Below are 25,218 nucleotides of genomic sequence, written 5' to 3' on the forward strand. Positions count from 1 at the left end.
AAACTCTCGCGCGCCCTACTCGCCGCGCCACTCGGGCTCGCGGTCATCGAGGAACGCGTCGATCCCCTCGTCCTTGTCCGCGGTGGCGAACAGCTGGGCGAACAGTTCGGCCTCGTAGTCGAGCCCGTCCTCCAGCCCCAGCTGCGAGGCGGCCTTGACGGACTCCTTGGCGAACTCCAGCGCGACCGGGCTGTTCGCGGCCATCGACGCCGCGAGCTCGTCGACCGCCTCGTCGAACCCGTCGTCGCCGTACACCTCGTCGACGAGGCCGATCTCTTCGGCCTCCGCGGCGTCGACGAGGTCGCCAGAGAGGATCAGCCGCATCGCCTGCCCCTCGCCGACGAGGCGGGGGAGCCGCTGAGTGCCGCCGCCGCCGGGCATGATCCCGAGGCCGATCTCCGGCTGGCCGACCTTGGCGTCCTCGTGGGCGATGCGCACGTCGCAGGCCTGGATCAGCTCACAGCCGCCGCCGAGGGCGTGGCCGTTGATCCGGGCGATCACCGGCATCGGGCAGTCGGCGACGTGTTCGTACACCCGCGGGCGCTTGCTCGCCTCGCGCTGCTCCAGCGCGTCACGCTCACGGAGCTCCGTCACGTCGGCGCCGGCGGCGAAGGCGCCGGCCTCCTCGGCGCCCGTGAGCACCACCGCCCGCACGTCGCTCTGGGGCACGGCCTCGACGACCTCGGTGAGCTCCTTGCGAAGCTGGCCGTTCAGCGCGTTCCTGGCGTCCGGGCGCCGGAGCGTGATCGTCGCGACGTGCTCGCCCCGATCCCCGACCTCGGCGTCGACGGTCTCGCAGTCGGCCGCCACGTCCTCGATCATCACTCTCCACCCCAGTCGCCGCTGGTGCCGACGATCTCGCCGTCCTCCCACAGGTAGAACCCCTCGCCGGTCTTCTTGCCGAGCTTGCCGGCCCGGACTTTCCGCTTCAGGATCTGCGGCGGGCGGAACCGCTCGCCCAGCTCCTCACGGAGGTGTTCGAGGATGTCCAGGCGCACGTCGAGGCCGACCACGTCGCCGAGCGCGATTGGACCCTGCGGGTGGTTGTAGCCGAGCTCCATCGCGGCGTCGATGTCCTCCGGCGAGGCGACGCCCTCCTGCACCATCCGCATGGCTTCGACGCCCAGCGCGACGCCGAGCCGGGAGGAGGCAAACCCCGGCGAGTCGGTCACCTCGACGGGGGTCCGGTCGATCCCCTCGACGAACTCCCGGGCGGCCTCGAGCGTCGCGTCGCCGGTCTGTTCGGCGACCACAATTTCCACCAATTCCATAATGTGCACGGGGTTGAAGAAGTGTAGACCCACCGCACGCTCCGGACGGTCCAGCGCGCTCGCGATCTCCGTGAGCGACAGCGAGGAGGTGTTCGAGGCGAGGATCGCGTCGCCGTCGACGTGTTCCTCCACGTCCGCGAACGTCTCCTGTTTGATCGTCATCTCCTCCGGAACCGCCTCGATCACGATGTCGGCGTCCGAGACGGCCTCTTCGAGCGACGTGGTGCCGCTGATCCGGTCCAGCGTGGCCCGCTTCTCCTCGGGGGTGACTTTGTCGCGGTCGACGCCGCCCTGGAGGTTCCCCTCGATCGCGTCGAGGCCGTCGTCGACGAACTCCCGTTCGATATCCCGGAGCCACACGTCGTGGCCCGCCATGGCCGACACCTGGGCGATCCCGTGGCCCATCGTTCCGGCGCCGAGTACGGCTACGTGCATGTCCCAGTGGGGGGCCGGGAGCGAGAAAAAACCGCGTGACACGCGGTCGGGGTGGCTATCGGCGCCGCTCGACGGGCCGCATCTTGAACCCGTAGCGGATCACGCCCTCCTGGTCGTAGATCCGCCGGATCGTCGCCGCCACGCGCGTCCCGATCCCGACCGCATCGGCGTCGCCGAGCACCTGCGTCGGCACGCTCACCTCCCCGCCGTCGGGCCCCTCGAGCGCCACGACCGCGCTCAGGAACGGGCCGCTCCGGGACTGCTGCTCGACGAACTCCGGCGGCGCGCCGCCCTGGGCGATTGTGGTCACCGCCTCGACGGTTCCCTGTCCGGGAAGTTCGACCTGTTCGTAGGACTCGGGGCGACCCCCGCAGTCCCGACAGGCGCCGCCGGGCGGGAAGTTCAGCGCGCCGCAGTCCGGACACCGCCCCGCGACGAGTCGGTGGCGCTGTGGCGTCGTGCGCTGCCACGAGGGGACGCTGACGTACGCCCCGCCGCCCGCGGGTTCGCCGCCAGTGATCTCGCCGCGCCGGCGGAGGTACTCGGCGTAGGAGAGGCGCTCCTCCCCCGTCAGCGCCGCGTCGACGGGCACCGGGCCGTCGATCACGACCGCGTTCGCCCCCGCACCGCTACCGTACGCGGCGAGCAGCACGCGCTCGGCGCCGTCGTCGAACGCCGAGGCGGCGCCGAGGAACGCGCTCGCGGCGCCCGTGTCGCCGAGGTGGCTGACAGTCTCCCCCGCCGCGATGGTCTCGGTGTCGACGCCCAGCGCGCCGGCAGCGCGGTACGGGAGCTTCCCGTCGGGCGACTGGACCGCCGCGGCGTCGACGCCTGAAGGATCCGCGTCGAGGCCGTCGGCGGCGCCGCCGAGCGCCGTCGTGAACGCCTCGCGGTCGTACTGGGTGATCCCGAGGCCGCTCGTCTCGTCGTCGCCAGCCTCGCGGAAGCGCGTTCCGGGGTAGGACGCGACGTGCGAGGCGCGGTCGACGACCTCCCCCGGCGCGTCGGCGTCGACCACGAGCGCGGCGGCGCCGGCGCCGGCGGCGTGTTCGACCCCGCTGTCGGGCTCGCCGCGCGGGCAGTCGGCGACGACGACGAGGCCGATCCCGCCGTCTGCCGGGCCGCCGTCGCCCCACGGCACCGCGTCGAGCGCGCCAGCGAGGGCCTGCGCGCCGGCACGGGTGCTGCCCGTGAGCGTGCGCGTCGCCGCGTCCTCGGGCGCGCCGAGCGTGCTCGCGATCCGCGGCGTGAGATCCTCCTCGGCCATCGGCGGCGTCGTGGTCGCGAACGCCAGGTGGGCGATCTCGTCGCCCTCACGACCGGCGGCGTCGAGCGCTCGTTCTGCCGCGGCGATCCCCATCGTCAGCGCGTCCTCGTCGGCCTCCGGGACCGCCTTCTCCTCGACGCCCGCGGCGTCGAAGCGGCCCCACGCTTCCTCGAACGCCTCGGCGTCGATCCGGAGCCGCGGGGTGTAGGCGCCGACGGCGTCGATCCCGGGCTCGCTCGCCGACTGTTCGGCAGTCATCGCGCCACCTCCCGTTCGAGGACGTGCACGACGGCTGCACCGCCGCTGCCGCCGACGTTGTGGGTGAGCCCGATCTCCGCGTCCGCGACCTGCCGGTCGCCTGCTTCCCCGCGGAGCTGTTTGTACGCCTCCGCGATCTGCCCGGCGCCAGTCGCGCCGATCGGGTGGCCCTTCGACTTCAGGCCGCCCGAGGCGTTGACCGGGAGCTCGCCGCCGAGTTCGGTCGCGCCGGACTCGACGAGTTCGTGGGCCTGCCCGCGCTCACAGAACCCCAGATCCTCGTACGCCAGTAGCTCCGCGATCGCGAAGCAGTCGTGGACCTCCGCGAAGTCCACGTCGTCGGGCTCGATCCCCGCCCGCTCGTACGCCGTGGCGGCGGCCTCCATCGAGGAGTCGATCCTGGTGTAGGTGTCACGCTGGAACAGCCCCACGCGCTCGCTGGCGGCGCCGACGCCGGCGACGCGGACCGGGTCGTCGGTGTACTCTTCGACGGCGTCCTCGCTGGCGACCAGCACCGCCGCGGCGCCGTCGGAGGTCGGACAGCAGTGGTACAGGTTCAACGGGTCGGCGACCGCCGGCGCGCTCGTGGCGTCCTCGAGCGAGCACTCGAAGCCCAGGTGGGCGTTGGGGTTCTTCGCGCCGTTCCCGTGGTTCTTAACCGCGATCTTCGAGAGGTGCTCCGGCGTCGCGTCGTACCGGTCGAAGTACGCGCTGGCCATCTGGGCGTACACACCGGCGAAGGTGGTGCCGGTCAGGCGCTCCCACTCGGTCTCGCCGGAGACGCCGAGCCAGTACTTCGCCGTGTCGCCGCTGAGGTCGGTCATCACCTCGACGCCGCCGGCGAGCACCACGTCGGCCATCCCGCTTCTGACCGCCTGGACCGCCTGTCTGACGGCGTACCCCGAGGCCGCACACGCGTTCTCGACCCGCGTGCTCGGGATCCCGTCGAGGCCGGCGTGTTCCGTCACCGCGGGCCCGGAGAGCCCGATCTGCCGCCCGCCGACGCCGAGCGAGCCGACGACCGCCTCGTCGACGGCGTCGGCGTCGATGCCGGCGGGCACGCTGTCGATGGCGTGATCGACGGCCTCGGTGAACAGCGACCGGTAGCTCTCGCCGGGCATCGCGCCGAACTCCGTCTGCCCCGCGCCGATGATGTAGGCGTCCCGCATGGGGAGCCGTTCCGCCGGTTCGGCGAAAAGGCTTCCCGTGCCGGGTGGCGTGAAAACCCCCGCAGGGTTGCCGAACCCTCATGGTTTTTACTCCCGTCGGCCCTGGAAACGGTGTCGAATGGTACACAAGCCCATAGAGTCGGCCGACCGGTCGGAGATCAGGGAGCTCCAGGCCGAACGGCTGCGCGAGACGGTCGAACGCGCCTGCGAGAACGTGCCGTTCTACCGCGAGAAGCTCGACGAGGCCGGGATCGAGCCGGGGGAGATCGAGAGCGTCGACGACGTGCGGAAGCTCCCCACGACGACGAAGGAGGACTTCCGGGACGAGTACCCCGACGGGCTGTTCGCCGTCGACGACGACGAACTGACGCGGATCCACGCCTCCTCGGGGACGACGGGCAAGCCCAAGATCGTCGGCTACACCGACGCCGACGTCGACGTGTGGAGCGAGGTCGTCGCCCGCTCGCTCGCGGCGGCCGGCACCGAGGCCGGCGACACCGTCCAGAACGCCTACGGCTACGGCCTGTTCACGGGCGGGCTCGGCCTCACTACGGCGTCGAGGAGCTCGGCGCGACGGTAATCCCCATCGGCGGCGGGCAGACCCAGCGCCAGATCGAGCTGATGGTCGACCTGGAGAGCGACGTGTTCACCTGCACGCCCTCCTACGCGCTGTATCTCGCCGAGACCGCCGAGGAGATGGGCCACGACCCCCGCGAGCTCCCCATCTCGACGGTCGTGTTCGGCGCCGAGCCCTGCACCGACCCCATGCGCGAGGAGATCGAGGAGCGACTCGACGTGACCGGGATCGACATCTACGGGCTCTCGGAGATCATCGGCCCCGGCGTCTCCAACGAGTGTCACGAGGCCCAGGACGGCCTGCATATCTGGGAGGACCATTTCCTCCCCGAGGTCGTCGACCCGCGAACGGGCGAGCCAGTCGAGGAGGGGGAGGAGGGCGAACTCGTGCTCACGACGCTCTCGAAGGAGGCGCTGCCGGTGCTGCGCTACCGGACGGGTGACCTGACGACGCTCGACTACGAGGAGTGCGAGTGCGGGCGGACGATGGTGCGGATGGACAACGTCACCGGCCGGGCCGACGACCTGCTGATCGTCCGCGGGGTGAACCTCTACCCCAGCGAGATCGAGCACGCGGTGCTGGACGTCGACGGCGTCGCCCCGCACTACCGCATCGACCTCGACCGCGAGGAGAACCTCGACGTGCTGGAGCTCACCGTCGAGCGCGCCGAGGACACCGACAGGGGCCACGCGGAGCTGCGCGAGGAGATCCTCGAGCGGCTGGAGAACGTGCTCAGCTTCACCCCGGACGAACTGACGCTCGTCGAGGCCGGCGGCATCGCCCGCAGCGAGGTCGGGAAGGTCCAGCGCGTGTACGACCACCGATAGGCGTCGACGCCGCCGACCGCGCGTCCCACCTACTCGGGGCGGTACACTCGGCCGCGGAACGTCGCGACGCGGTCCCCGTTCTCGTCGACGACCTCGACCTCGTACTCGGCGGTGCTGCCGGCGAGGTGGGTCTCCTCGGCCGTCGCGGTCAGCGTCTCGCCGACGTCGACGGCGTCGAGGTAGGAGATGTTGGTCTCCAGCGCGAGCGCCGTCTCGCCCCGCGAGTTCGACGCCGCGGCGAAGGCGGCGTCGGCCAGCGAGTAGATCGCACCGCCGTGGGGCGTGCCGTGGAAGTTCAGCAGCTCCTCGGTGACGGTGATTTCAGCCACAGCCCGGCCCGGAGAGAGGTCGACGACCTCGATGCCGAGTGTCGCACAGAACGGGTCCGACGCCACCTGCTCGCGTGTCTCCTCGGGAACCTCGGTCATGCCGACCCGTTCCGCGAGTGAGGCCAAAGGACTGCTGGTCGTGGGGGGCGTCGACGCCCACGGTGGCAACCCCGACTGGGGCGCCGCTGTCCGGGAGCTATATACGGGAACTGGGCGAACCCGGGGGGTATGGCTTACAGCTACGAACCGCACTACTTCGAGGACTTCGAGGTCGGCGAGGAGTTCATCAGCGTCGGGCGGACCGTCACCGAGTCGGACTTCGTGATGCACTCCGCGCTCAGCGGCGACTGGACCGAACTCCACACTAACGCGGAGTACGCCGAGGAGCAGGAGTTCGGCGAGCGCATCGCCCACGGGCCGATGACGTTCGTGCAGGCCACCGGGTTCGTCTACCGGACGGGGATCGTCGAGCGCACCGCCGTCGCCTTCCTCGGGATGAACTACATGGACCTCCCGAACCCCGTCACCATCGGCGACACGCTCCAGCTGGAGATGGAAGTCTCGGAGAAGAAGGAGCTCAGCCGCGAGGACGCCGGGCTGGTCGTGCTCGACTGCGTGATGGAGAACCAGGACGACACCGTGGTTCTGGAGGGCGACATGAAGTTCCTCATCAAGCGGAAAGCCGCCGACGAGGACGCGGAGTAGGCCGCGAGCCGCCACTCGGGCCGTATCGACTACTCGAACTTCTTGAACTGCTGCAGGCAGTCGTTGCAGTAGTGGATCGACTGGCAGCGCGACGGCCCGCGGGGGTGCTCGCGCTCGGTGTTCTCCGAACCGCAGTAGGGGCACTCCGCGCCCGTGGTCTCGCCGCTGGTCGTGACGCTGGGGTCCTGCTCGCCCGAGCCGGGGGTGGGTCCGGCGGCGTCGTCGCTCATCGCTCCACGCTGATGCCGAACTCCCGGAGCGCTTCCTTCCCCTGTTCGGTGACGAGGTCGAGCGACCAGTCCGGCGCCCAGACGAGGCGCACCTCGGCGTCGTCGACGCCGTCGACGCTCTCGGCGGCTTCCTCGACCTCCTCGAGGATGATCTCCCGGGCCGGACAGCCGCTGTAGGTCAGGGTCATGTCGATGGTGGCTTCGCCGTCGTCGAGTTCGAGCCCGTAGATCAGCCCGAGGTCGACGACGCTGACGGGCATCTCCGGGTCCTCGACCTCGTACAGCGCGGCCCAGACCTCGCGTTCGAGCCCCTCGGCGCCCTCGCCGGTTGCGGGCACCTCCTCGGTCGTCCGCTCCTTCGTGTCGTACTCGGTGTAGCCACACGGCGTGGCCTCCGGGTCGGCTCGGGGGCGGTCGAACTCCTCGGGGCCGTCGGGCTCGCTACTCATCGTCCATCAGTTTGGTCGCTTCGTGGCGACCGAGGTTGCGGTACGAGGAGACCATCTCCTCGTGCAGGTCGTGCCAGTGCTGGGTGTGTTCGTTGTCCCGGCCCGTCGGCGTCGCCGGCTCGGCGTCGTCGGGCACCTCGAAGCCGAGGTCCATGAGGAACGCCGTGATGCGCTCCTCCCACTCCTCGCGCATCTCCTCGAGCGTGGCGTCGCGGATGCCGAGGTCGACGATATCCTCTTCGATATCTCCGACTGGCTCGAACAGCGTCAGCGCGTAGGGGTAGAGCCGATCGAGCGCGGCCTGCACGCGCCGGCTGGCCTCCTCGTCGTCGGCCATGCGGCGGAGCCAGTTCTCGGCGTGCTCGACGTGGTAGTCCTCCTCGCCCTGGATGCGGCTCGTTCGCTCGCGGATCTCCCGGTACGTCGACTCCTCCAGCGCCGCGAGCCGGATCTCCTCGGCCACGTCGTAGAGGTAGCCCCGGAGGATCGCGTCGCCCCAGTCGCCCTCCGAGAACGGGAGTTCGACGAGGGTGCTGTGCTGGAAGTCGTCCGGTTCGCTCTCCCAGAGCAGCGACTCCTCGGAGTAGCCGAACTGCTGGATCGCGTCGTACCAGAGCCGGGCGTGGCCGAGCTCGTCCTGGGCGTTGTTCGCGACCGCGAGGTCGGACTCGAGCGTCGGCGCCCGCACCTGCCAGAACGTGTAGCGCTCGGCCTGGATGTACTCGTCGTCGGCGAGCCGGAACAGCTGGGCCTCGACGGCGTCGCGCTCCCGCTCGGTCAGTTCGTCGGGGGCGCCGAGGTCGGCGTCGGTCGCCGCCATCAGCTCTCACCCCGCCGGCGCTCGGCCTCGATCTGCTCGCTCTCGGAGGCCGCCACCTCCTCGGCTGCCGGGTCGACGTTGTACGTCTGGGCGAACCGGTACGCCTTGTTCGTCGTGCCCCCGAACGTCACGTCTTCCTCGGTGATCTCGCCGACGTAGCGCGACTGGACCACCCAGATGCTGTTGGGGTCGTCGTCGCCGAACGCCTCGTCGGCCGCCGCCTTCGCGGCGTCGACGCCGTCGGCGGACACCTCGCCGCAGTGCTCGTGGTAGCCGCCCGCTTTCGCCTGTCTGAACACCTCCCAGTCGGTCTCGCCGTCGACGGGGCCGGCGTCCTCGTCGCCGTACACGCCGCTGACTTTCTCCTGCGGGGCGACCCACAGCGAGCGCGTCGGCTTGCGACGCCCGTGCTGGATCACGGAGAACTGCTTGGCCATCTCCCGGTCCGGCGCGTGGACGTTGCCGCAGTGCTCGTGGGCGCCGTCGGGCGTCGACTGGCGGAACACTTCCCAGATCATGGTCAGTCGGCCGCCTGCGGCGTCGGGCCGTCGCCGGTGGTCGCCTGCCCGTCGAGCATGTCGCGCACCCACTGGACAGCCTCCTGGGCCCGGGCGCGACTGTCGATCTGTTGCTTGCTCCCTTCGTACTCGTTCTTGGAGACGGTGAAGAACTCCTCCCAGTCGAGATCGTCCTCGACGACCTCGTAGGTGCCGTCGCCGTTGTCCCGGATGCGCGGCTCGTCGGGGATCTCCAGCCCGTACTTCTCGGCTTTGGGCATGTACGTGTTGAGGAACGCGTTGCGGAGCTCGTCGTTGGATTTCGTCTTCAGCCCCACCTGCTCGGCGAAGTCGTGGTGGGTGCTCTGGTCGTCGGTCGGCCCGAAGAACTGCAGGATGCGGGGCCACCACTCCTCGAACGCCTCCTGGGTCATCTCCTGTTCCTTCTTCGAGCCGCTCATCAGCTCCCGGAGGATCGACTCGCCGTGTTTGACGTGCATCCCCTCCTCGAAGCAGATCTTGTCCATCGCGTGGGCGTACGGCTCCCAGCTCGAGGACTTCAGCGTCGCCTGCCGGCGCATCGCCGCGCCGTCGACGAAGAAGGCGATCATCGGCGTCTCGACGTAGCGCTCCATCGGGTAGTGGAAGCAGTTGAGGAACTTCCCGTCGCCGTTGGCGAGATCCGCGAGCATCTCGTCGCGGGTCTTGATCCCCAGCGACTCCGCGGCCCGGTACAGCATCTGCCCGTGGCCGATCTCGTCCTGGGTTTTGGCGCTGAACGCCATCTTCCGCTCGAGGCTCGGTGCCTTCCGGATGAACGGGCGCTCCAGGTACGCGCCCATGATCTCGCTGTTCGCGTGGAACTCGAGCATCCGCGTCGCGGCCTCGCGGTACTCGCGGGGCAGGTCGTCCCGCGGGCTGAACTCACGGGGCCCTGCCTGCTGTTTGACCTCCTCGATGTTCATGATCGATCCTTGCCGACGGCGGACCTTACCGGTTCGGCAGTCCATAGACGGGTTTTAAATACACGTAGCGCCTCTTTTCGCCGATGATCGACGAGTGCCTGATGGCGGAGTTCCGCATCAGGGGCGACGACTCCCCGCTCGCGGACGCGAGCCGGGCCGCCGACGCGACCGTCGACGTGGCGCCGCCGCTGCTGCGCGACGACGGGAACGTGCTGCTGCGGTTCAGCTCGCCGCCGAACGAGGCGTTCACCGACGCGCTCGACGCCGACGACCGGATCCGGTATCTTTACCGCGCGGTCGCCGACGACCGCCACAGCTACCGGTGTCTCTCGCTCCAGCGCAGCGTCGTCCACGAACTCGTCAGCGCCGGCTTCGTCGTCGAGTCGCTGCGCTACCAGCGCGGCGACGCCCTGCTCACCGGCGCCGTCGTCGGCCAGGAGATCCTGCAGGCCGTGATGGAGACCGCCGGCGACACCGTCGGCGTCGAACTCGAACGCGTGTACGCGCTCGGCCCCGGGGAGGACTCGACGGTCGCCGAGCGCTGGGACCTCACGCCCGCCCAGTCCGAGGCGCTCCGCACCGCCGCCGAGATGGGCTACTTCACCGTCCCCCGCGGCGTCACCGCGGGCGAGGTCGCCGACGAGATCGGGATCAGCAAGTCGGCCTTCCTCGAGCGGCTCCGCCGGGGGCAGGGCGCGCTGTTCGCCCAGCTGTTCGGCGTCGACGGGAACTAAGGGCTCGCCCCCCGCGAGTACGGGCATGCGAGTCACCGACGACGCCGTCTACCGGATCACGTTCGACCGCCCCGACGTTCGCAACGCGATGACCACCGAGGTCGCCGCCGAACTGGCCGACCATCTGGCGGAGCTCGACCCCGAGCGCCACGACGCCGCCGTCATCACCGGCGACGGGCAGTCGTTCTGCGCCGGCGGCGACATCGACTCGATGGCCCAACGCGACTGGACGACCGCGGAGGCGTACGAGCGCGTCCGTGAGACGTTCGGCCGCGCCGCCGAGAACGCCCTCTCGGCGCCGGTTCCGATCGTCGCGAAGGTGAACGGCGACGCCGTCGGCGCCGGGCTGTCGCTGGTCGCGCTCTCGGACTTCGCCTACGCCGCCGAGTCGGCCCGCTTCGGCGCCTCCTTCATCAACGTCGGCCTCGTCCCCGACATGGGCGCGACCGCGATCCTCCCGCGGCTGATCGGCCTCCGGAAGACGAAGGAGCTCGCGTTCACCGGGAAGCTCGTCGACGCCGACGCGGCGGCGGCGATGGAGCTGGTCAACGAAACCGTGCCGGACGACGAACTCGACGCCCGCGTCGACGAACTGCTCGAGACGCTCCGGAACAAACCGACGGCGAACATCGGGCTCGCGAAGGAGGCGATCCACGACAGCCTCGGCCAGCCGTGGCGCGAGGGGCTCCGGCGCGAGGCCGGACTCCAGTCGATGGCGTACGACACGCCCGCCCACGAGGAGGGCGTCGACGCCTTCCGCGAGGGGCGTAAACCGGATTTCGATTGATAGAACTCGGCGAGTCGACCGTTGGCCTCGTACTGGCGCCGAACGCCGCCGACGCCGCGAGGGCAGGAACTTTGGGCCCCGGGCGCCTCCTACGAGTGAATGACGACTGACACGCCCTCCGCCTCGGAGGCGGGCGAGCGCTGCGCGGCGGTGCTCGACGCCATCGAGGGCGCCGTGATCGTGCGACGGGAGTTCCTCGAAACCGTGCTGGTGGGCGTTCTCGCCCGGGGGCACGTGCTGCTCGAGGACGTTCCCGGGACGGGGAAGACGCTGACCGCTCAGAGCGTCTCGACGGCGCTGGGGCTCTCCTTCTCCAGGATCCAGTTCACGCCGGACCTCCTGCCGGCGGACATCACCGGGACGAACGTGTTCCACGAGAACGAGGGCGACTTCGAGTTCCAGCCCGGTCCCGTGTTCGCCAACGTGGTGCTGGCCGACGAGATCAACCGCGCGCCGCCGAAAACCCAGGCCGCGCTGCTGGAGGCGATGGCCGAGGGGCAGGTCACCGTCGAGGGCGAGACCCGGGAGCTCCCGGAGCCGTTCGTCGTCATCGCGACCCAGAACCCCGTCGAGAGCGAGGGGACGTTCCCCCTCCCGGAGGCGCAGGTCGACCGCTTCGCGGTGAAGGACTCGATGGGCTACCCCGAGCGCGACGGCGAGATCGAACTGCTCCGTCGCCGCGCGGGCCGCACCGAGCAGGTTCCCTCCGTCGACCGCGTGCTCGACGACGGGATGGTCGAGACGCTCCAGGGGGTGCCCGAGACGGTCCACGCCGACCCGGACCTGCTCGAGTACATCGCCGACGTGGCCCGCTCGACCCGGGAGGACCGCCGGGTCGAGGTCGGCGTCTCGCCGCGTGGCACCCAGCGCCTGTTCGAGATCAGCCGCGCCCACGCGACGCTGAACGCTCGGGAGTTCGTGACGCCCGACGACGTGAAAGCCGTCGCCGGCCCCGCGCTGGCACACCGACTCGTTCTCACGCCCGAGGCCCAGGTCGACGGCGTCGAGAAGGCGAGCGTGATCGGTGACGTGCTCGACTCGGTCGAGGTACCGACCGTCGAGGCCGCGCCCGAGGCCTGATCGGCCGTCCGCTGCCGACGCTCCGCCAGATTCTCAGCGCCCGGGCTCCCGGAGCCCTCGCTCGAAGAACGCCGCGTCGACGCCGCCGTCGCCGGCCGCCAGCGCGACGGCGAGCTTGATCCGGGCTTTCCACGCCGGGAGATCGCCCGCCCACAGCACCCCGAGGTCGTCGAGGGTCGTCCCGCCGCCGTCGCCGCCGTACAGCGGCGCCGTCGCGCCCCCGTGGCAGCGCGAGGCGATCACGACCGGCACGCCGGCCCCCCGAACGTCCCCGATCGCCTCACAGAGCGCACCCGTCGTGTTGCCGAGCCCCGTTCCAGCGACGACGACGCCATCGACGGCCGGGCCGTCCTCGAGGTCGACGACTCGGCGGAGCGCGTCGCCGGAAGCCCCCAGTCCGGAGGTGAGCACCGGGATCTCCGCGTCGACCCCGTCGACCGCCGGCGCCGCCGCCGAGTAGCTTCGCGCGTCCCGGAACAGCCGAAGCCCCTCGGGCGTGAACTCGCCCACCGGGCCCCGCTCGGGCGAACGGAACGTCGAGAGCGCGCTGGTGTGGCTCTTCACCACGTCGCGTGCGGCGTGGACCTCGTCGTCGAACACGAGATACGTCCCCGACCCGACGCGGTCGTGGGCGACCGTCCGGACCGCCGCGAGCAGGTTGGGCGGGCCGTCGGTTCCGACCTGATCGAACGGGCGCTGGGCGCCGGTGAACGCGACCGGCACGTCGAGATCGGTCGTCAGATCCAGCAGGTACGCCGACTCGGCCATCGTGTCGGTGCCGTGGGTGACGACGATCCCGTCCGTCGCGTCGGCGGCGCGCTGGGCCGCGTCCCGGAGCGCCGCCGCGCGCTCCCAGGTCACGTCGAACCCCGAGACGCTCGCGACCCGCTCGACCGTGAACGAGGCCAACTCGTCGAGCCCCGGGACGGCGTCGACGAGCTCCTCGCCCGCCTTCGTCGGCGTCTTCCCGTCGTCGCCACCGGTGCTGGCGATCGTGCCGCCCGTGCTCAGTACCGTAATCTCCATGCCCCAGCCCCACACCGACGAGCGATACACCGCATGATGGCGGCGAGTGTTGCCGAGAGTCTCGCGGCGGGTTCGGGTCGTCCCACGGATTCTTACCGGTCGGGGACCACGTCGCGGTATCTCCCCCGCATGACCGACACCAGCGCGCCGGGCGCCGTTCGGGCGGTCGTCGGCGACCCCGACGAACTGCTCGATCGGGCGGACCGGGCCCCCGAACCGACCGAGTTCGTCGTCACGCCGGAACGGCTCCACCGCCGGAACCTGAAGCGACGGTTGGCCGAGCGCGCCAGCCCGCGGAGCAGCCTCCGGCTCACCGACGCGACCGCGATCGCCGCCGAACTCCTCGAGGCGGCCGGGGCGCCGAGCGGGACGATCGACCGCATCGACCGGCTGAAACACATCGAGGCCCTCCTCGAGAGGGACACGGCGGCCAACGAGCGGCTCCGCGCGGCGATCGGCAGCGACCTCACCGCCCGCATCGAGACGATCGCGGCTGCCCACAGCCGCGTCGCCGAGCTGACGGGCTGGGACGAGCGCCGACTCGACGCCCTCTCGTCGGTCGCCGACGACCTGCCCCCAGTCGCCCGGCAGGACACCGAAGACATCGTCGCCGGCGTCCGCGCGCTGGAGCGGGGGCTGATCGACCGAGCCGGGGCGGTCCACTCCCGGGAGCCGCTGCTGTCGGCGGCGGCGGACGCCCTGCGCGACCGGCCAGCGCTCTGGGGCGAGACGTTCCCCGCGGCCGAGCGCCTCGCGGTCGCCGGCGTGAGCGTCGTCGACGCGCCGCTGACGGAGCTGCTCGGCGCCGCGGCCGCCGCCGGGGTCGAGGTGACGCTCTCGCTCCGCCCGGGCACCGGCCCGGCGATCGTCGACCGGCTGCCGAACCGCCTCGAGGAGCCAGTGACGCTCGACGCCGACGACGGACGGGCGCGTCCGGAGGTTCTCACGGCCGCGGAGCTCGTCGCCGACACCCCCGAGGAGGAGGCACGCCTCGCGGCCGCCGTCGTCGCCGCCCACCTCCGGGGCGGCGCGTCGCCGAGCGACGTCCTGGTCGTCGCCCGCGACGCCGCCGAGTACGAGCGGGCGCTGGAGCGCGCCGTGGACCGCCACGGCGTGAATCTCGCGGTCTGGGCCCAGCTCCCGGTCGAGCAGACGATCCCCTACCGGCAGTTCGCGGCCGTCTGTGCGGTGCTCGGACGTGACGAGCTCACCCTCGACGAACTACTGGCGCCGCTGGAGTTCCACTGGGTTCCACCGGCGGTCGACGACGCCGACGCCACTCCGTGGCCGCTCGACACCGACGCCGTCGGTGATCTGCGCGCGGCGCTGGCGTCGACCAGTGAAAGCGAACCCGAGGCGGCCAGCCTGCCGGAATGGGGCGACCGACTCGCCGCCGCGGTCGACGACGGCGAGCTCGACCCTGCGAGCGCGGACCCACTCCGGTCGTTCCTCGACTGGGCCCGCGAGCAGCCCGACACCCCCGAGCCGGCCGCGCTCCACCGGACGTTCGAGCCGCTGGTCGCGGCCGGGCGCGCGGTGACGCTCCCGACCGTGTTCGCGTCCGACGCCGCCGACCTCGGTCGGACGTCGCGGTACGCCCGCGCCCTCTCGCGGATCGAGGAGCTGCTCACCGACGCCCGGGCGAAGTACCGCGAGTGGCTCGACGCCGGCGACGTGCCGCGGTCGTGGCTGGCCATCGCCGACCTCGCGGAGCGCGTGGTCACCACCCGTCCCGGGCGCCGGGAGCACGCCAACGCGGCGGCCGTCGACGTGATCGACGCGACGGACGCGTGGCTCCGCGAGGCGCCCCACGTCGTCGCCGTGGGGCTCGTCGACGGCGTCTGGCCGCGCCGCCCGGAGAGCGTGTTCCCCGAGGCGCTCCGCCAGGCGGTCGTCGCGGGCGACAGCGCCGCCGCTCGTCGGCTGGCGGTCCCCGGCCGGTGGACCGCCGCCCGCGAACGCGACCACCTCGCGAGCGGTTTCGGCGCCGCGACCGAGACGCTTGCCTGCACGCGCTACCACCGGGACCGCGAGGGGACCGAGCGGGAGCGCTCGCCCCTGCTCGCTGAAGTGCCGACCCGGCAGGTCGACGCCTCGGCGGCGCAGTCGCTGGTGGCGACGGGGACGCTCCCGGACGCCCTCGGCGCCGACGGGGGTGGTGCGCGATGACTGATAAGGGATCGGCCGGAGCGGACACCGGCGGGGACGGCTACCGCCGCCTCGAGGGCGCCCAGGCGGCGATCCGCGACGCCTTCTTCGCCGCCGACTCGGGGCTGTTCGTGCTCGACTGCGGCCCCGGCGCCGGCAAGTCGGTCACCGCCGACAGCGTCGCCGCCGAGGACCTCGCGCGCAAAGCACGGGCGGGCGTCGACAGTCCGACGGAGACGCTCTGTCTCACGTCGTTCTCCCGGGACGACGCCGCGAGCATCCTCCCGGGCGTCGAGCGGGCGCTCCGCGGGTTCGCCGACGATCCCGAGGCGCCGGTTGATCTCGACGCCGACTCGGCGGCCGAACTGGGGACGGCGCTCCGCGGGAGCGACCGCGTCGGCACGATCGACAGCGTGCTCGGCGCCGTGTTCGAGGCCCTGGCCGGCGAGGTCGGCTTCGAGGAACTGCCGGAAGTCGGCGACGGCGCCGCGCTCGCGCAGGTGCACGGCGACGCGCTCGAGGTGGTCCGGAGCGACGAGTCGCTCGCCGGGGCGCTCGCGACGCTCGACGACGGCTACCCCGGCGGGCGGTACGACGCCGACACGGCGGCGCTGCTGGCGGCCGCACGCAGCGCCTGTCGCGAGCGCCGGCTCTCGGTTTCGGCGCTCCGGGAGCGACTGGAGGCGGTCGTCTCGGGCGCGTACCCCGACGGGCCGCCGGCGTCGATGGCCGCGGTGCTCCGCGACGCGGAGCGCTTCTTCGGCGCCGAGGAGCGTGGCGCGGTCGAGCGAGCGCTCGAGAGCGCCTCGGGCGACCCGGACGCGGTTGTCGATGCAGATCAGGACCTCCACGACCGCTGGCTCGACAGCGTCGACGCGCTCTGTACGGTGCTGCCGGCGTACCTCGACGCCTACGACGACGCCTGCCGCGCCGCGGGCGTGCTCACTCACGTCGACGTGGCCCACTGGATCGCGACGTTCTTCGAGGACGACCGCTACGAGAGCGCGTTCCGTGAGCGCCTGCGGGCGCGCTGGACGGGCCGGCTCTCGACGGTGATCGTCGACGAGGCACAGGACGTGTCGCGGGCGCAGCACGACGCGCTGGCGCCGCTGGTCGACGCCGACACGCGCGTCCTGCTGGTCGGCGACCGCGAACAGTGCATCTACGCGTGGCGCAACGCCCAGCCGAGCCTGTTCGACGCCGCGGCGAGCGAGGGGCGCTACTTCGGCGTCGACTGGGACACCCACGAACGACGCAGCGCGACCCGAACGTACCGCCCGAGGCCGGCGATCGCGGCGGCGATCGACACGGTGTTCGAGCCGGTGTTCACGGACCCGACCCGGGGCGCTGCCGACGCCGCGGCCGACGGGCGGGCCGTCGGCGAGTACGACCGGCTCTCGGCCGTCCGGGAGCCCTCCCCCGAGCCGAGCGTCCACGTCGCCGCCTTCCCGGAACACGGCCGGCCTGGGTCGCCGACGTGGGTCGATCCGGCGGAGGGGCTCGGCGAGGCCGAGGCGCTGGCCGACTGCATCGCGACGGGGCTGGCGTCGGGGCGCTTCGAGCGCGAGGACGGCGACGACCCGGGCGTGACGGTGCTGTTCCACCGCCGGACCCACATGGACACGTACGTCGACGCCTTCGCCGACGCCGGGCTCTCGGTCCGTGACACCAGCCGCGCGCTGTTCGACCACCCGCTCGTGGGCGCGGTCTGTGCGGTCGTCGACTGGCTCCGCGCGCCGACGACACAGGACGCCACCCTCGACCTCGTCAACGACGACGACCTGCCGGTCACGGGGCTCGTCGACAAGCTCATGCGCGCGGACTGGTCGATGGCCGCCGTCGCCGACGCCGGATCGATGCGGGGCGCCGAGGCCGCGGTGGTCGAGGGGCTCGCCGAGCTCGCGGGCCGGCGCGCCGACCACCTCGCCGCGCCGGGGGCGGACGTGGTGCGTGACGTGATCGAGACGCTCTCGCTGGCGGCCGACCCGCTGGACCAGAGCGCGACCGCCGTCGCCGACGAGGCCGTGCTCGACCGGCTCGTCGGCGTCGTCGCCGACTGGGAGGGCGACCGGACGTTCTCGCTGGCGGAGCTCGCGGCCGGGCTGGACCACGCCCGGCGGAACCCGAAGGGCGGCCCGGCGCTCCCGACCGCCGCCGAGGCCGACGTGACGTTCCGCACGATCCACGGCGCGAAAGGCGACGAGGACGACGTGGTGGCGGTCGCCGACCTCGGCACGGGGCTGGGGCGCTACGGCGCCTACCTGGACCAGTTCGTCGCCCACGGCCGCCACGTCGCGCTCGCGCCGCCGAAACTCGACCCGGGTGACACCTACCCCGACCTCGGCGGCACGGTGCTTTCGGGCGGCCCCTACGACGCCGGCGCCTCCCCAAGGGACGGCGAGGCTGGCCTCCGGTGGGCGAGCGAGCGGTGGATCGACGGCAATCAGCCGCGGCTCGCCGGCCCGCCGCCGCTTCGGGAGCCGGTCGCGGCCGCGCGCGCCGAGCGCTGGCGCCTGCTGTACGTCGCGCTCTCGCGGGCGCGGGACCACCTCGTGCTCCCGCTGCCGGGGCGGCGCTCGGCGCCGACGCCGCGGGACCGCTGGGTCGACACGCTGCGTGAGGCGCTGGCGTTCGACGCCGACCGCTCGGGGGAGTACACCGTCGACACGCCCGGCGAGCACGAGCCGTTGACGGTGGCCGTCCACCGCGCGGCGGGGGGTACCCCCGAGTCCGCAGCCGACTCGACGCGCGAGGGGGCGACCGTCGACCGGCCCGAGCCGCTCCCGGAGCGGGGCTGGACGCCCAGGTTCGTCAACCCGAGCACGGTGTACGAGCTCTCGGCGGCGCCGGATGACGGCGTGCTGGCCCACCTCAGCGGCCAGGCGCTGCACGCCGAGCAGGACGGCGTCACCGTCCCGCTCCCCTTCGAGACCATGGGGCCGGAGGTGGTCGGCGACGTGGCACACGACGTGTTCGCGGCCGCGCTCTCGGCGGGCATCGACGCCGGGACGCTGCAGGACTGCGGGGGGCCGCTCCCGGGGGCGCTGGACCGCGCGATCGAGTCCCACGCCCGCGGCGTCGCGCCCGAGGAGCGCGAGCAGTTGCGCCGCTACGTCTCGGGGACGCTCTGCCCGCAGCTGGCCGAGACGGACGTGTACGACCGGTTGGTGTCGAGCCCGCGGCGCTACGTCGAGGAGCCGCTCGACGCCGTCGCCAGGGTCGCCGGGCTCGCCGTCGAAGTCGGCGGCCGGGCCGACGTGGTCTCGGTGGACGATGCGGGCCAGTGGCACGTCGACGAACTCAAGGTCGGGCTCCGACCGCCCGAGCCCGAGCTGCGGGAGCGGTACGAGCTGCAGGCGGCGACGTACGCCTGGCTGCTGGAGCGCCAGGAGGGCGTGTCGGCGACGGCGACGGTTACGACCGTCGGCGCCCACCGCGAGACGACGGTCGTCGAGGCGGGCGAGGCGGCGGTGCGGGACCGACTTGACCGGCTCGCGGACCGGCGCTGGGACTGTCAGGAGTAGGGATCGGCGCGGGGGGCGTCCCGGCGCGGCCGCTGGCGACGGTCGATCGGTCGAGAGAAGACCCCCTGGTTACAGGGTGAGCGAGGCGACCAGGGCGACCGTGAACACCGCCACGGCGATCGCCGTCACGCCTGAAGCCGTGTTGTTCCCCTCCGGACCGTCCGTCAGCGCCATCGTGCCCAACACGCCGGCGACGGCGACGACGACGCCCGCCCACGCGTAGGCCATGTTGACTAACTCACTCGCCATACCACCGCTTACAGCCCATCCACCATAATTCCCCGGACCGCGACAGTTCGGCCGAGGTGAACAGCTATATCCGCCCCCATCCCCCACGCCGGGGTATGCGGATGGAACTGCGGGTGTGCAAACACTGCTACGAGGGCGAACACGGGAACCCCGAGAAGACGGCGGTGACTCGCGACATGGTCAGCGCCGCCGAGCGGGTCCGGGAGTACAAGGACCTGATCGGGATGGACAGCCTCTACATCACCAAGGTGAAGGAGGGAGAGCCCGGCGGCTCCGAGGCGCTCCCGGCGATCGTCGCGTCGATCGAGGACGGCCAGATCCAGCTCTCGGACACCCAGCTGGTGATGGAGGACGACGACGGCAACATGCTGGTGTACCCCGAGCCCGAGGACGTGCTCGAGGTGCTCACGCGCAACATCGACCAGATCCAGCAGCACGCGACCGAGGACGTGACCGTCGAGCTCTCGACGGAGAGCGCCGAGCTGATCTCGTAACCCGTCGATCTTCTTTCGAGTGCGTTCCCGAGCCAGCGGCGCCGCTGGCGACCGTGAGAACGGAAGGGAGGAAGAACCGCCTCAGTCGGCGGCTTCGGCCTCGGCGCCGTCGGTCTCCTCCTCCGCCATCTGCTGTTCCCAGCGGATGCGGACGAGGTTACCGTACACCGACAGCACCATGCCGAAGAACAGCACGAGCACGCCGATGTTGACGCCGACGGTCAGCAGCAGGTTCGACGGCCCGCCGCCGACCAGCAGCTCTGTCGACACCGGGTAGCCGGTGTCGTAGATGCTTGCGGTCAGCACGCTGACGATGCCGATCACCGTCGCCGCGCCGGCGAGGTTCGACGCGCTCGCCCAGCTCGGGGAGAGCTGGAGGCGCTCGATGCCGGTGCCCTCGTCGTCGTCGTCGCTGTGCTCCTCGGGGATCATCGAGCGCGGGATGAACGCCTTCGTCTCCACCGGGTAGAACGCCGGGTGGAACCCGTGCTCGAAGATGTGGAACATGACCCCCATCAGCATCACGACGCCCAGTAGCCCGTGGAAGACGACGAACGCCATCGCCGCCGTCTGGGTGGCGAAGTACTGCATCAGGCCGGTCTTGCTCCAGATGAGCAGCCCGGAGATCGACAGCAGCGTCAGCTCCGCGGCGAAGATGAAGATCACGCCCTTGCCGACGTAGCTCAGCAGCGGGATCTCGTCGGCGGTGCCGCCCGCGAACTGGCGCGCGTTGGGGTGACGCTCGTCGGCGTTGCCCAGCACGAACTGGATGTCCTGCACGAACGCCTTCATGTCGCCGGGCGACGGCATGACCTCGCTGAAGTTCGAGCGCCCGGTGTCCGTGGTAACCATCATCAGCGCCCAGAACGTGATCAGCGCCAGCAGGCCGACGCCGAACACGCGGTGGAGCGCGGCGACGGAGCCGGAGCCGCCCATCAGGGTGAGCATCCACCAGAGCTCGTCGTTGAACATGATGGCGTACCCCGTGAAGAACAGGAAGAACACGTCCATGGCGAGCAGCGAGTGGAACACCGTCGTCATGCGCGTGAACTTCCCGTGGTCGAGGTTCGTCATCGACGCTCACCTCCGTTTTCGGCCCCGGAATCGTCGGGCGTCGACGCGCCCCCGTCGGGCATCGCGCGGGACTCGCCGGGCTGGCGCATCCGACTCGCGAGGCGGCGGAACGCGCCCCAGTGGACGAACACCATCACCAGGATGAACAGCCCCATCAGCACGTCGATGGCGTGGATCGCTTCGACCATGAACACGAGCCAGCCGATCTCGTTACCCTCCGCGAACGCCGCCCCGATCCCGCCGCCCTCGACGGTCGGCGAGACGCGGTCCAGCCGCTCGTAGAACACGTTGAACCCGTTGACGACCCAGACAGCGCCCAGCGAGACCGCCACCGCGATCACGGCGTTGACCGCGACGATGGTCCCCGAGTAGCTGCTGGCGCCGTTCTCCGCGGTAGAGTTGCTCATACGCCGAACGCCTCCGCGTCGTCGGCACCGAAGACGATCTCCATCGCGTCGTCGTTGAAGAACGTCCCGGAGTCTCGTTTGTCGAGCTCGTCAGCGATCTGGTCGGAGGTGCCGACGAGGATGGCGTCGGTCGCACACTCCTCGGCACACGCCGGCCCCTTGCCGACGTCCTGTCGGTCCTGACACATCGTACACTTGTCCATCGTGCCGCCGGTGCCGAAGATCTCCGCCGAGCCGTCGTTCGCGCCCGGGAACTGCGGGGCGCCGAACGGGCAGGCCGAGAGGCAGTACTGGCAGCCGATACAGACGTCGTCGCGCACGTCGACGAACCCGTCGTCCTTCTTCACGAGGGCGTCGACCGGACAGACCGACACACAGGGCGCGTTCTCGCAGTGGTAACACTGCATCGGCACGCTGGTCTCGCCGGGCTCCTGCCCCTGGGCCATCGCCTCGGAGGGGTTCGCGTTGAGCCCCTCCGGCCCCTCCTCGCCCTCGAGCATCGTCGAGATGCTGATGCGCTGTTCGTCGCGGGGCACGTCCCACGTTCGGTTACAGGCGACTACACAGCCGCCACAGTCGATACACGCGGCCACGTCGGGGAAGATGCGCGTATCCTCGCCGGTGCTCATCACCCCTTGGCCGAGTACTTCCGTGTTTGATTCGTTGGTAGACATCTTACTGAACCGTCGTGTTGTCGCGGGTGTCGAAGTCCTTCTGCATGCCGAACCCGTCCTCGTCCTGCGGGAACGTGAACGTCTCGAGGTCCACGTCCATGTTGAGCTCGTCGACGAGCTCCTGGGTGGCCGGCCGAACCTTCGCCAGCGCCGCCTTGGTCTCCTGCATCTGGGTCTCCACGTCGTACCCGCGCGAGGTGATGAAGTTCACCGAGTCGCCGATGGCGAACGGCTCGTTGCCGTCGGGGTACTTCTCGAGCAGGTCCTCACCCTTCGCGATGCCGCCCCAGTGGAACGGGAGGAAGATCTCCTCCTCCTCCGGCCCGTGGCCGGGACGCGGGGTGACGCGAGCCTTGACCAGCACCGAGCCGCGGTCGGTGGTGGAGACGACTACGAGGTCGCCGCCGTCGATCCCCATCTCCTCCGCCATGTTCGGGTGGATCTCCACGTACATGTGCGGCTGGAGGTCGGCCAGGTACTCGTTGGAGCGGGACTCCGCCCCACCGCCCTGGTGCTCGACCTGTCGGCCCGTGGTCATCACCGTGCTGAACGCCGACTCGTCGCCGGGGTCGTTCGCCGCGGCGGTCGCCCGCTCCTGGACGGTTGCGTTGTTCTGGTCGAGCCGGTAGAAGTTCTTCTGCTGGCCGTTCGCGGGCCACTCCTCCACCAGGTCGGGGCGCGGACTCTCGACCGGTTCGCGGTGAACCGGCACGGTGTCCATGAACCCCCAGACCACGCCCCGTGCGCGGCCACGCCCGGTCGGCGCGTCGGGCTGGGCGTAGTCGTACTGGGCGTAGAACTCCTCGTCGAAGTCGGCGCCGTAGCGCTCGTTCATCGCGACCGCCGTGTCGTACACGGACTGGTCGGGGTCGAGCGCGTAGGCGTAGGGGAGCGAGAGCTGGTCCGGGTTGCTGTAGTCCTCCGGCAGCGTCGTCGCGAAGCCGGGGTACTGCGGGACGCCCTGGACCTCCTGGTCGAAGTCGGACTCCCAGTCGGGCGTGTACGGGTCACGCAGGAGGTTCAGGCCCTCCTCGCCCTCCTGATCGTACGTCTCCTGCATCGGGTACTCCTTGTCGGTGTCCATCTCCGCCCACTCCTCGGGCGTCGGCGCCTGCACGCCCCACCGAGCGCGGAAGTCCTGCCCGCCGTTGCGCGGGTCGAGGTCGTCGTTCCAGATGATCGGCGTCCCGGGGTGGCCCTCGCCCCAGCAGGGCCACGGGAGCTGCCAGAACTCGCCGGAGACCGGCAGTCCCTCCTCCTCACACCGGAGGTTGTCCGTGGAGAACGCGTAGTCGTACTCCTGCTGCTCCTGCAGGCGCTGGGGATCCTGCTGGTAGCCGATCGTCCGGACGCCGAGGTTGACCTCCCGGAGCACCTCCTCGTAGGTGCTCTTCCCGTTGTAGAGGCCGGAGCCCGACCCCCAGTCGAAGTGGTCGCCGAAGCCGAAGCGGGCCGCGAGCTCCTGCATGATCTCGAGGTCCGGCTTTGTGTTGTGCGACGGCGGCCGCACCGGCTCGGACCACTGCACCGAGCGGTGGGAGTTGGTGAGCGAGCGGTGGTGCTCGTACTGGGAGGCCGCCGAGAGGATCACGACGTTGTCCTGGTCCGAGAGCACCGACGCCACCGAGGGGAACACGTCGACGACGACGACCAGATCCATCCGGTCCATCGCGTCCTTCATCTTCTGCATCTCCGAGATGGAGTTCAGCGAGTGCCCCCAGATGATGACGGCTTTCAGCTCGTCGGGCTGGTACAGCGGCGTCTCGTTGAGCCGTTCCTCCTGGGGGAGCCCGCCGTCGAACCACCGCGCGACGGTCATCCCCTTCTGGAACATCATCGAGCGCTCGCTCGGGAACGAGTCGTCGATCTCGTCGGAGTCGGACTGCTCCAGATACCGGTCCTCCGGCATCAGGTCGTACTCGTCGTAGAGCTCCTCGAAGCCGATCTCGCCGCTCGTGTAGGGGCTCTTCGACCAGACGTCCGCCCAGTACTGCCAGGAGCCGGGCGAGCCGACCGAGTAGTAGCCGGGCAGGATGTGGCTCGCGACCGCGAGGTCGGTCGCCCCCTGCACGTTCGCGTGGCCACGCATGACCTGCAGGCCGCCGCCGGACTGGGCGGCGCTCCCGGAGGCAAGCGAGGTGAGCGCGTAGGAGCGGATGTTCTGGGTCCCGTTGTTGTGCTGGGTCCCGCCCATCGCCCACTCGATCTGGACCTTCGGCGCGTTCTCGGCGATCAGGTCGCCGAGCTCGCGGATCTGCTCCTGGCTGATCCAGGTGATGTCCTCGACGGTCTCGAGGTCGTACTGGTCGAGCTCGACCTCCACGTCGGGCCAGCCCATCACCCGCTCCTCGAGCATCTCCCGGTCGAGGTTCTGCTCGTCCCGGAGATACTTCATCAGCCCCATCATCAGGGCCACGTCGGTGCCGGGCCGCATCCGGTAGTAGTAGTCACCCTTCGCCGCGGTCTTGGTGAACCGCGGGTCGACGACGGCGATCTCGCCGCCGCGCTTCTGGCCCTCGAGGATGTGCTGCATCGCGATCGGGTGGGCCTCGGCCGGGTTCTGGCCGATGATGAGGTTGAGGTCGAAGTTGCGGTAGTCGTTGATCGTGTTCGTCATCGCCCCGTAACCCCACGTGTTCGCGAGGCCGGAGACGGTGGTGGAGTGACAGATCCGCGCCTGGTGGTCGCAGTTGTTGGTCCCGAACAGGCTCGAGAGCTTCCGGAACGCGTAGGACTCCTCGTTGGAGAAGTGGGCCGACCCCATCCACATCACGGAGTCCGGGCCGTGCTCCTCCCGGATCTGGTTGAGTTCGCTCCCCACCTTCTCGAGGGCCTCGCTCCAGCCGGCCTTCCGCCAGGAGGTGTCGCCCTCCTTGATCAGCGGATGCTTGAGCCGGCGTTCGGAGTGTTCGCTGCCGTAGATCGCGGCCCCCTTCGAGCAGAGCGACCCGTTGTTGATCGGGTTCTCGTGCCAGGGCTCCTGCCCGACGAAGGCGTTGCCCTGTCGTTCGCCCCGGAACCCACAGCCGACGGCACAGAAGTTACAGACCGTCTTCGTGAGTTCGCCCTCTTCGTCGGCTCCGTCGACCTCCCCGTCACTTTGTGCGAGCGCCTGTCCCGCGCCGCCGCCCCCGAGCGCCACCGCACCCGCGAGTGCGCTGGCTTTCAGGAACGACCTGCGGTCCAGGTCGAGGGAGACTGGTTCTGAGCTCATTGTTGTAT

At 70.9% G+C, this 25,218-nt stretch carries 23 protein-coding genes and 1 pseudogene; 8 read left to right on the forward strand and 16 right to left on the reverse strand.

Annotated features, from left to right (window positions below; all coding sequences use genetic code 11):
- Window positions 1-15: 15 nt before the first annotated feature.
- The 4 genes from ACP95_RS11350 to ACP95_RS11365 are packed head-to-tail and all read right to left on the reverse strand — an operon-like array spanning window position 16 to window position 4,400.
- Window positions 16-822 (reverse strand): enoyl-CoA hydratase/isomerase family protein, encoded by an 807-nt coding sequence (locus tag ACP95_RS11350; RefSeq protein ID WP_049981313.1) that lies wholly within the window; start codon window positions 820-822, stop codon window positions 16-18.
- Window positions 822-1,706, reverse strand: a complete 885-nt coding sequence (locus tag ACP95_RS11355; RefSeq protein ID WP_049981314.1) for a 3-hydroxyacyl-CoA dehydrogenase family protein — start codon at window positions 1,704-1,706, stop codon at window positions 822-824. The genes ACP95_RS11350 and ACP95_RS11355 overlap by 1 nt, the downstream gene beginning before the upstream one ends.
- Window positions 1,707-1,761: 55 nt before the next feature.
- Window positions 1,762-3,231 carry a zinc ribbon domain-containing protein gene (locus ACP95_RS11360; RefSeq protein ID WP_049981315.1) on the reverse strand — a complete coding sequence of 490 codons (1,470 nt, stop codon included), beginning with the start codon at window positions 3,229-3,231 and terminating at the stop codon, window positions 1,762-1,764.
- Entirely contained in the window at window positions 3,228-4,400 is a 1,173-nt protein-coding gene (locus ACP95_RS11365) for a thiolase domain-containing protein (RefSeq protein ID WP_049981316.1), read from the reverse strand. Before ACP95_RS11365 ends, ACP95_RS11360 begins: the two co-directional genes overlap by 4 nt.
- Before the next feature lie 118 nt (window positions 4,401-4,518).
- Here ACP95_RS11365 and paaK point away from each other — a divergent pair.
- Window positions 4,519-5,804 (forward strand): annotated as a pseudogene (gene paaK / locus ACP95_RS11370) (phenylacetate--CoA ligase PaaK).
- Window positions 5,805-5,833: 29 nt separating this feature from the next.
- Here paaK and paaI read toward each other — a convergent pair.
- Window positions 5,834-6,232, reverse strand: coding sequence for a hydroxyphenylacetyl-CoA thioesterase PaaI (gene paaI / locus ACP95_RS11375; protein WP_049981317.1), 399 nt, complete (start codon window positions 6,230-6,232; stop codon window positions 5,834-5,836).
- Window positions 6,233-6,361: 129 nt separating this feature from the next.
- Here paaI and ACP95_RS11380 point away from each other — a divergent pair, with 129 nt between their 5' ends.
- Entirely contained in the window at window positions 6,362-6,838 is a 477-nt protein-coding gene (locus ACP95_RS11380; protein WP_049981318.1) for a MaoC family dehydratase, read from the forward strand.
- Between the two features lie 29 nt (window positions 6,839-6,867).
- On the opposite strand, the gene paaE is transcribed toward ACP95_RS11380, so the two are convergent.
- Genes paaE through ACP95_RS11405 form a run of 5 tightly spaced genes read right to left on the reverse strand, consistent with a single transcriptional unit; the run spans window position 6,868 to window position 9,799 of the window.
- Window positions 6,868-7,068, reverse strand: a complete 201-nt coding sequence (gene paaE, locus ACP95_RS11385; RefSeq protein ID WP_049981319.1) for a 1,2-phenylacetyl-CoA epoxidase subunit PaaE — start codon at window positions 7,066-7,068, stop codon at window positions 6,868-6,870.
- Entirely contained in the window at window positions 7,065-7,517 is a 453-nt protein-coding gene (gene paaD, locus ACP95_RS11390) for a 1,2-phenylacetyl-CoA epoxidase subunit PaaD (protein ID WP_049981320.1), read from the reverse strand. Before paaD ends, paaE begins: the two co-directional genes overlap by 4 nt.
- Window positions 7,510-8,337: a 1,2-phenylacetyl-CoA epoxidase subunit PaaC gene (paaC, locus tag ACP95_RS11395; RefSeq protein ID WP_049981321.1), complete on the reverse strand. Its 828-nt coding sequence runs from the start codon at window positions 8,335-8,337 to the stop codon at window positions 7,510-7,512. Before paaC ends, paaD begins: the two co-directional genes overlap by 8 nt.
- Entirely contained in the window at window positions 8,337-8,855 is a 519-nt protein-coding gene (locus ACP95_RS11400; protein WP_049981322.1) for a PacF protein, read from the reverse strand. The genes paaC and ACP95_RS11400 overlap by 1 nt, the downstream gene beginning before the upstream one ends.
- A 2-nt stretch (window positions 8,856-8,857) precedes the next feature.
- Window positions 8,858-9,799: a Phenylacetic acid catabolic protein gene (locus tag ACP95_RS11405; RefSeq protein WP_049981323.1), complete on the reverse strand. Its 942-nt coding sequence runs from the start codon at window positions 9,797-9,799 to the stop codon at window positions 8,858-8,860.
- Between the two features lie 83 nt (window positions 9,800-9,882).
- Here ACP95_RS11405 and ACP95_RS11410 point away from each other — a divergent pair, with 83 nt between their 5' ends.
- From ACP95_RS11410 to ACP95_RS11420, 3 genes are all read left to right on the forward strand, one after another.
- The gene (locus ACP95_RS11410) at window positions 9,883-10,533 is read left to right on the forward strand and encodes a helix-turn-helix domain-containing protein (protein ID WP_049981324.1); all 651 of its coding nucleotides are present in this window, start codon (window positions 9,883-9,885) and stop codon (window positions 10,531-10,533) included.
- A 25-nt stretch (window positions 10,534-10,558) separates the two neighbouring features.
- Window positions 10,559-11,320, forward strand: coding sequence for an enoyl-CoA hydratase/isomerase family protein (locus tag ACP95_RS11415; protein WP_049981325.1), 762 nt, complete (start codon window positions 10,559-10,561; stop codon window positions 11,318-11,320).
- A gap of 99 nt (window positions 11,321-11,419) precedes the next feature.
- Window positions 11,420-12,400 (forward strand): AAA family ATPase, encoded by a 981-nt coding sequence (locus tag ACP95_RS11420; protein ID WP_049981326.1) that lies wholly within the window; start codon window positions 11,420-11,422, stop codon window positions 12,398-12,400.
- Between the two features lie 33 nt (window positions 12,401-12,433).
- Here ACP95_RS11420 and ACP95_RS11425 read toward each other — a convergent pair whose 3' ends face one another.
- On the reverse strand, window positions 12,434-13,426 hold the full coding sequence (locus ACP95_RS11425) for an asparaginase (RefSeq protein ID WP_049981327.1): 993 nt from the start codon (window positions 13,424-13,426) through the stop codon (window positions 12,434-12,436).
- Window positions 13,427-13,555: 129 nt separating this feature from the next.
- Here ACP95_RS11425 and ACP95_RS11430 point away from each other — a divergent pair, with 129 nt between their 5' ends.
- Entirely contained in the window at window positions 13,556-15,595 is a 2,040-nt protein-coding gene (locus ACP95_RS11430) for a hypothetical protein (RefSeq protein ID WP_049981328.1), read from the forward strand.
- Window positions 15,592-19,098: a UvrD-helicase domain-containing protein gene (locus ACP95_RS11435; protein WP_049981329.1), complete on the forward strand. Its 3,507-nt coding sequence runs from the start codon at window positions 15,592-15,594 to the stop codon at window positions 19,096-19,098. The genes ACP95_RS11430 and ACP95_RS11435 overlap by 4 nt, the downstream gene beginning before the upstream one ends.
- A 69-nt stretch (window positions 19,099-19,167) precedes the next feature.
- Here ACP95_RS11435 and ACP95_RS11440 read toward each other — a convergent pair whose 3' ends face one another.
- Window positions 19,168-19,347, reverse strand: a complete 180-nt coding sequence (locus tag ACP95_RS11440; RefSeq protein ID WP_049981330.1) for a hypothetical protein — start codon at window positions 19,345-19,347, stop codon at window positions 19,168-19,170.
- 95 nt (window positions 19,348-19,442) lie between these two features.
- On the opposite strand from ACP95_RS11440, the gene ACP95_RS11445 reads away from it, so the two are divergent.
- A complete protein-coding gene (locus ACP95_RS11445) occupies window positions 19,443-19,841 on the forward strand; it encodes a hypothetical protein (RefSeq protein ID WP_049981331.1) in 399 nt (132 codons plus the stop codon).
- A gap of 81 nt (window positions 19,842-19,922) precedes the next feature.
- Here the strand turns inward: ACP95_RS11445 and ACP95_RS11450 are convergent, their stop codons facing one another.
- The 4 genes from ACP95_RS11450 to ACP95_RS11465 are packed head-to-tail and all read right to left on the reverse strand — an operon-like array spanning window position 19,923 to window position 25,210.
- Entirely contained in the window at window positions 19,923-20,915 is a 993-nt protein-coding gene (locus tag ACP95_RS11450) for a cytochrome b/b6 domain-containing protein (protein WP_049981332.1), read from the reverse strand.
- The gene (locus ACP95_RS11455) at window positions 20,912-21,322 is read right to left on the reverse strand and encodes a hypothetical protein (protein ID WP_049981333.1); all 411 of its coding nucleotides are present in this window, start codon (window positions 21,320-21,322) and stop codon (window positions 20,912-20,914) included. The genes ACP95_RS11450 and ACP95_RS11455 overlap by 4 nt, the downstream gene beginning before the upstream one ends.
- Window positions 21,319-21,996 (reverse strand): 4Fe-4S dicluster domain-containing protein, encoded by a 678-nt coding sequence (locus ACP95_RS11460; RefSeq protein ID WP_049981334.1) that lies wholly within the window; start codon window positions 21,994-21,996, stop codon window positions 21,319-21,321. Before ACP95_RS11460 ends, ACP95_RS11455 begins: the two co-directional genes overlap by 4 nt.
- Before the next feature lies 1 nt (window position 21,997).
- Window positions 21,998-25,210, reverse strand: a complete 3,213-nt coding sequence (locus ACP95_RS11465; RefSeq protein ID WP_049981335.1) for a formate dehydrogenase subunit alpha — start codon at window positions 25,208-25,210, stop codon at window positions 21,998-22,000.
- Window positions 25,211-25,218: the final 8 nt, after the last annotated feature.

It is taken from the genome of Halolamina rubra (assembly GCF_000739555.1).
Classification (GTDB): domain Archaea; phylum Halobacteriota; class Halobacteria; order Halobacteriales; family Haloferacaceae; genus Halolamina; species Halolamina rubra.

Coding starts and splice junctions, on each gene's coding strand:
- paaC (WP_049981321.1), bottom strand. CDS start 8,337: ATGGCGGCGACCGACGCCGACCTCGGCGCCCCCGACGAACTGACCGAG.
- ACP95_RS11350 (WP_049981313.1), bottom strand. CDS start 822: ATGATCGAGGACGTGGCGGCCGACTGCGAGACCGTCGACGCCGAGGTC.
- paaI (WP_049981317.1), bottom strand. CDS start 6,232: ATGACCGAGGTTCCCGAGGAGACACGCGAGCAGGTGGCGTCGGACCCG.
- ACP95_RS11445 (WP_049981331.1), top strand. CDS start 19,443: ATGCGGATGGAACTGCGGGTGTGCAAACACTGCTACGAGGGCGAACAC.
- paaD (WP_049981320.1), bottom strand. CDS start 7,517: ATGAGTAGCGAGCCCGACGGCCCCGAGGAGTTCGACCGCCCCCGAGCC.
- ACP95_RS11405 (WP_049981323.1), bottom strand. CDS start 9,799: ATGAACATCGAGGAGGTCAAACAGCAGGCAGGGCCCCGTGAGTTCAGC.
- ACP95_RS11415 (WP_049981325.1), top strand. CDS start 10,559: ATGCGAGTCACCGACGACGCCGTCTACCGGATCACGTTCGACCGCCCC.
- paaE (WP_049981319.1), bottom strand. CDS start 7,068: ATGAGCGACGACGCCGCCGGACCCACCCCCGGCTCGGGCGAGCAGGAC.
- ACP95_RS11440 (WP_049981330.1), bottom strand. CDS start 19,347: ATGGCGAGTGAGTTAGTCAACATGGCCTACGCGTGGGCGGGCGTCGTC.
- ACP95_RS11420 (WP_049981326.1), top strand. CDS start 11,420: ATGACGACTGACACGCCCTCCGCCTCGGAGGCGGGCGAGCGCTGCGCG.
- ACP95_RS11380 (WP_049981318.1), top strand. CDS start 6,362: ATGGCTTACAGCTACGAACCGCACTACTTCGAGGACTTCGAGGTCGGC.
- ACP95_RS11365 (WP_049981316.1), bottom strand. CDS start 4,400: ATGCGGGACGCCTACATCATCGGCGCGGGGCAGACGGAGTTCGGCGCG.
- ACP95_RS11435 (WP_049981329.1), top strand. CDS start 15,592: ATGACTGATAAGGGATCGGCCGGAGCGGACACCGGCGGGGACGGCTAC.
- ACP95_RS11355 (WP_049981314.1), bottom strand. CDS start 1,706: ATGCACGTAGCCGTACTCGGCGCCGGAACGATGGGCCACGGGATCGCC.
- ACP95_RS11460 (WP_049981334.1), bottom strand. CDS start 21,996: ATGTCTACCAACGAATCAAACACGGAAGTACTCGGCCAAGGGGTGATG.
- ACP95_RS11360 (WP_049981315.1), bottom strand. CDS start 3,231: ATGACTGCCGAACAGTCGGCGAGCGAGCCCGGGATCGACGCCGTCGGC.
- ACP95_RS11410 (WP_049981324.1), top strand. CDS start 9,883: ATGATCGACGAGTGCCTGATGGCGGAGTTCCGCATCAGGGGCGACGAC.
- ACP95_RS11465 (WP_049981335.1), bottom strand. CDS start 25,210: ATGAGCTCAGAACCAGTCTCCCTCGACCTGGACCGCAGGTCGTTCCTG.
- ACP95_RS11450 (WP_049981332.1), bottom strand. CDS start 20,915: ATGACGAACCTCGACCACGGGAAGTTCACGCGCATGACGACGGTGTTC.
- ACP95_RS11455 (WP_049981333.1), bottom strand. CDS start 21,322: ATGAGCAACTCTACCGCGGAGAACGGCGCCAGCAGCTACTCGGGGACC.
- ACP95_RS11425 (WP_049981327.1), bottom strand. CDS start 13,426: ATGGAGATTACGGTACTGAGCACGGGCGGCACGATCGCCAGCACCGGT.
- ACP95_RS11400 (WP_049981322.1), bottom strand. CDS start 8,855: ATGATCTGGGAAGTGTTCCGCCAGTCGACGCCCGACGGCGCCCACGAG.
- ACP95_RS11430 (WP_049981328.1), top strand. CDS start 13,556: ATGACCGACACCAGCGCGCCGGGCGCCGTTCGGGCGGTCGTCGGCGAC.